This window comes from Chryseobacterium sp. VD8, from assembly GCF_037149975.1.
Taxonomy (GTDB): domain Bacteria; phylum Bacteroidota; class Bacteroidia; order Flavobacteriales; family Weeksellaceae; genus Chryseobacterium; species Chryseobacterium indicum.
Genome location: NZ_JBBCQL010000279.1, coordinates 1 through 5,272, shown reverse-complemented (window position 1 = coordinate 5,272; position 5,272 = coordinate 1). Strand labels below are relative to the sequence as shown.

Genomic DNA, 5,272 nt, shown 5'->3' with positions numbered 1-5,272 from the left:
ACAAAATAGGTTGCGATTTTCTGACGGCGACAGGAAGGAAATTTTTGCGCGGACCGAGAGGAACCGGGTTTTTATATATTTCGGATAAAATTCTGGAACAGGATTATGCACCTTTGCTATTGGATATGAGAGGAGCGAACTGGACGGAATATAATGATTATGAATTGTTTAAAACAGCCAAAAGATTTGAACACTGGGAAATTTCCTATGCTTCTTTATTAGGAGTTAAACACGCCATACAATATGCCAACAATATCGGATTGGATAACATTGAGCAATACAATAAGATTTTATCTGAAAAATTACGGAACAGACTCAAAGACATCGGTTTTAAAGTTTGGGATTGGGGAAATCATCTGAGCAGCATTGTTACATTTTCCGGTCCGGATGGCGATCTGGAAAATATTCAGAAGGTTTTGAAAGAAAATAATGTCTTCTTTTCTGTAACATATAAGAATTCAGCGTTAATTGATTTTACAAATAAAAAAATCAACGGAATTGTGAGATTATCGCCTCATTATTTCAATACTTTGGAAGAGATTGAAGAGGTTTCTGAAATTCTGAAGAATAGTTTAAAATAATAACCTCAGTTCGGAATAAGAAAATAAATTTAAATAATTGATTTATAGTATTATATTAATTTATCGCAAAGAAAGGCAAAAGATTTTTTTTACTTATTAAAAGTTTGTAAGGTAAACAAAGGCACTTCGTTTATTTAAAAAAAACAAAAATGAAATGGTATTACTTTGATAAGTTTTACGCCTTTGTATATCTTAAAAGCTGAATTCCTGATAATTGAATCTCTTTGTTTAACCTTGCGTTTAAGAAGACTTATCCTGAACTCAGGTAAAATATTATTTATCTTTTTCGACAAGCTTAGAGAAACACTTAAAATCATCAAAATGAACTTTTCAAAGCATTTATTTATTGGTGAAAAAATTACTTCTTCACCAATATTTTTTCAGTTGCTTTTTTGCTTAAAACTTCCTGTTTTCCTTCGATTTCGATGGTTACGGATCTATCAAAACTTTCAATTTTAATAATTTTGATTTTTTTATTCAGGAGTAAATTTCTTTCCGTAAGATAATTTAAAAAAGCATCATCCGAGAGTGTAACCGAAGCAAAAATGACTGTCTCACCAACTTCGCAGTTGCTTAGCTTTTGCAAATCCTGCGCAATAATATTTCCATCTTTATCGGGAATGGGTTCTCCGTGAGGATCGAATTTCGGGTAATCCAGAATTTCATCCATTTTGTCAAAGAAAACAGTAGAATGGACGTGTTCCAGTTGTTCCGCGATCTCATGAACATTTTCCCAGCCAAAATTCATCTTTTTCACCAGAAACATTTCTGTAAGACGGTGTTTTCTTACAACCAGAGAAGCTTCCCGACGACCTTTATCCGTGACAATCAGTGGTTTGTAGGTTTCGTAAATTACCCAGCTTTTGTCTGCAAATTTCTTCATCATATTGTTAACGCTTGGCATTTTTACGTTTAAAAATTTGCTCAGTTCGTTAATCGTTACTTTTCCTTCATGGTCGACCAGATGAAACAACGCTTTGAGATAATTCTCTTCTGTTAATGTATTTTTCAAAATGTTAGATGATATTCTGTACAAATCTAACAAAATAATATGAATAAATTAGGCACTTTCAGCGAACTTTTTTAATTTTACTCTATGAAATTTTCATTCAAAAACGACTATTCGGAAGGTTGTCATCCCAATATTTTAAAGGCTCTTGTGGAGCATAATCTTCATCAGCAAGCCGGTTACGGAGAAGACCTATATTCTTTAGAAGCAAAAGCACTGATAAAAGAAAAAATCGCAGGTCCGGATTCTGAGATCTATTTTGTTTCGGGCGGAACGCAGGCAAATCTTATCGTTATTTCTTCGGTTTTAAGACCTTATCAATGTGCAGTTTCTGCATCGACAGGACATATTCTTAACAATGAGACCGGAGCAATTGAAGCAACGGGACATAAAATTCTGAGCATTGAAAAAGCAGACGGAAAATTAACTCCGGAAGACATTATTCCGGTTCTGGAAAATCATAAAAATATTCCGCATCAGGTAATGCCAAAAATGGTTTACATCTCGAATTCCACGGAACTGGGAACGATTTATACCTTAAAAGAATTGGAAGAACTTTCTAGATTCTGTAAAGAAAAAGGTCTTTATCTGTTCATGGATGGCGCAAGAATGGGACATGGTTTAACCTCCGAAATCAGCGATCTTACGCTGGAAAAAGTGGCAGAACTGACTGATATTTTTTATTTGGGGGGAACCAAAAACGGAGCTTTAATCGGGGAAGCAATTGTCATCAACAATAAAGATTTACAGCAGGACTTTGCATTCAATATCAAACAGAAAGGAGCGTTGCTTGCCAAAGGAAGACTTCTGGGAATTCAGTTTCTGGAACTGATGAAAAATGATCTGTACTTTGATCTGGCAAAACACGCCAATTCGCAGGCGATGAAGATGAAAAATGCGATGAAAGAAAGGGGAGTACAGTTTTTATCTGATACATACACCAATCAGATTTTCCCGATTCTGAGTCATGATTTAATTGAAAAATTATCAGAAAAGTTTGAATTTTATGTCTGGAAGAAAATCGATGAGCATTTTTCTGCTGTCCGACTCATCACTTCCTGGAATACAGATGATGAAGCCGTAAACAGATTTATTGCAATTATTAATAAAGAATTATAAAAAAAATGCAACCGTTTTTGGTTGCATTTATATTTTACTTTTATTGTAGAGCCTTTGTAACCGTATTGCAATCAGCGGTTTTAAGGTTTCTTCCGCCTTCATATTTTATCTTTTTCTCGTTGGCATATTTTGTTCCGGTTTCGGCATCACGTTCGCCGATTCCTTCCATTAAGCCGTCTTTGGTCTGTATAAAATAGATGTCGTTTTTATTTCCTGAAACCCCTTCAGAAGCAAATTCATACGTTAGTTTAAGCGTATCTCCAGATTTAATTCCGCTTAAAGTACCTTTATTGCTGTCTTTTTCGCTGTTTTTGGTCGCCATTTTTCCGGTGATGGTTCCCAGATTATCATCAATGCTTACAAAAACGGTATCTTTTCGGGTAACTCCCATGTAACAGAATGATTTCGCGCCTAGTGTATCAATCACTTTTTCTGTTGTCGTAGCAGTATCCGCAGAAACTTTATCAGCAGCAGGAGCTTCCGGCTTTTTGTTGCAGTTAAGCAATATAACCGATAACGAGCCTATTAAAAGGATTTTTTTCATAACCTTATCATTTTATAATAAATTACTGATCTTACTAAAATACTAATTTCCGAGCTACTTTAATTTTAAATTTTATTGAAATAATAATTTATTGTTGATTTATAAACAATAAAGTCTTACCCTAAAAGCCTTATTTAAAAATTTAATCATTTAAACCTTTTCCGTTAAGAATTTCCGGAATGTATTTTTCAATTCTGGATATTCTGGTTTTTGGTTGTTTAGCTGAGGAAAAATAGAGTAGATATGCCCGTTGTCTTCCCGGAGTTAACGTTTCAAAAGCTTTCTGAAGTTCAGGATTCTCATTTAGTTTTTGAGCAAATTCTTCAGGTATGTTGAATTCATTCGTTTTTTTCATTTCAACCTTCACTCCGGATTCTTCAATTTCCACCGCTTCAAATATATAATCGTTTAAAACATGCTCTAAATCAATGATCTGCTGCAGATTTGTAAAGCGAATTTGTCTTGCAGCCTGTACATTTTCAGTCTGTTGAATCAAAATATTTTCAGCATCCTTCATCAAAGCACCTTTGAAAAAGAGGAGTGCACAATATTCTTTAAAACCATGAATTAAGAAAATATTTTTTCCTTCGTATGTATAACACGGGCATCCCCATTTTAAATCTTCTTTAAGCTCAGTCTTCAAGGCAATTGTCCTTAATTTTTCAAATTCTGTCTGCCATTGTCCGGCTTTATTAAAAAAGAAATCAACTTTTGGATTCATATATTATGATTGGTAGTAATACAAATTTATACAAAATCAAATTTATTCATTTTTTAGATTTCGATACTAAAAGATGTTTATGTTTATAAGATTATTTAGATCATCAAAATCAGATAAAATGTAAAATATACGCGAAACAGAAGTATACCTTTTTAATGCGCATAATTGCCATTGTAAATTATTTAAATAGCATAGGTAGAGCTTTGTTTCATAATGCTTTAAAACGCCTGAATATCGATGGATTAAGAATTTATCAATAGAAAATATAATTGCAGAATACTCTATTTGATGGCTAAATGAAAAATCCTATAATTTATATTATGTTAAATTGAAGGTATTTTAGAAATTTATTGAAATGGTAAATCCGCTATATTTTTTCATGATCCGATTTTTTAAAATTAGAACTTACTATAATGCTTAATCCAAAATCAGCGCTTATTATTTGTATCCAAAACTTTCTTTAAAAGTTTTAATTTCACGTTTGACAGCCGACTCTAGCAAAATATTTTTTCAAAAGAACTTATCCACAACTGCCCTAAAACTTAGGATTCTCGGACAAACTTGTGTATTTTTACACTTTAATTTTTTATATGTCGATTTTTTCAGAAAATATCAGACTTTTACGTGCCAAATTAGGAAAAACCCAGCGTGAATTGTCTCAAAAAATACAGATCACAGCTTCCAGATACAGTTCTTATGAAAACGGAAAATCTAAACCTCCGGTTGATGTTTTAATAAAAATTTCGAGAATTTTTAACGTTAGTATTGATCTGCTGCTGTCTGTAGATTTAACAAAACATGCGCTTGAAGATATGCTGAAACTTCCTGATAACCGCATTGTTCTGCCTGTAATGGTAGATCAGAACGGCGATGAAAGCATTGAAATTGTTTCACAGAAAGCTTCTATGGGTTATTTAACAGGTTACAGCGACCCCGATTATATTGAAAATTTACAGAGAATTTCTCTGCCGTTTCTTAAAAACGGAAAATTTCGGGCATTTCCTGCGGATGGAGATTCTATGCCTCCCTTTAAGAACGGTTCATACATCATCGGAAAATATGTGGAAGGTCTTAATGATCTGAAATCCGGTAATACTTACGTTTTCATTACTTTAAACGACGGTATTACTTACAAACGTCTGAAATCTATAAATGAAAATTCTTTAACAGTTTCTGCAGATAATACATTTTACGAACCTTACGAAATTCCTTTGAATGAAATTGTTGAAGTGTGGCAGTATGCAACAGGAATTTTCCCGGAAGATTTTTAATTAAAACCAGACTTAACCAAATAGAGC

At 33.2% G+C, this 5,272-nt stretch carries 6 protein-coding genes; 3 read left to right on the top strand and 3 right to left on the bottom strand.

Features of this window, described 5'->3' with window-relative positions:
• A partial coding sequence (locus tag WFK35_RS20335; RefSeq protein ID WP_336734276.1) for an aminotransferase class V-fold PLP-dependent enzyme occupies window positions 1-581 on the top strand: 581 nt, incomplete at its 5' end.
• A gap of 358 nt (window positions 582-939) precedes the next feature.
• Here WFK35_RS20335 and WFK35_RS20330 read toward each other — a convergent pair.
• Window positions 940-1,593, bottom strand: a complete 654-nt coding sequence (locus WFK35_RS20330; RefSeq protein ID WP_336734274.1) for a metal-dependent transcriptional regulator — start codon at window positions 1,591-1,593, stop codon at window positions 940-942.
• A gap of 84 nt (window positions 1,594-1,677) precedes the next feature.
• Here WFK35_RS20330 and WFK35_RS20325 point away from each other — a divergent pair, with 84 nt between their 5' ends.
• Complete coding sequence (locus WFK35_RS20325) at window positions 1,678-2,709, top strand: threonine aldolase family protein (protein WP_336734272.1); 1,032 nt, start codon at window positions 1,678-1,680, stop codon at window positions 2,707-2,709.
• Window positions 2,710-2,749: 40 nt separating this feature from the next.
• Here WFK35_RS20325 and WFK35_RS20320 read toward each other — a convergent pair whose 3' ends face one another.
• Window positions 2,750-3,253 (bottom strand): hypothetical protein, encoded by a 504-nt coding sequence (locus tag WFK35_RS20320; RefSeq protein ID WP_336734270.1) that lies wholly within the window; start codon window positions 3,251-3,253, stop codon window positions 2,750-2,752.
• 142 nt (window positions 3,254-3,395) lie between these two features.
• Window positions 3,396-3,974: a YdeI/OmpD-associated family protein gene (locus WFK35_RS20315; RefSeq protein WP_336734268.1), complete on the bottom strand. Its 579-nt coding sequence runs from the start codon at window positions 3,972-3,974 to the stop codon at window positions 3,396-3,398.
• Between the two features lie 590 nt (window positions 3,975-4,564).
• Here WFK35_RS20315 and WFK35_RS20310 point away from each other — a divergent pair.
• Window positions 4,565-5,245 (top strand): XRE family transcriptional regulator, encoded by a 681-nt coding sequence (locus tag WFK35_RS20310; protein ID WP_336734266.1) that lies wholly within the window; start codon window positions 4,565-4,567, stop codon window positions 5,243-5,245.
• Window positions 5,246-5,272 lie beyond the last annotated feature (27 nt).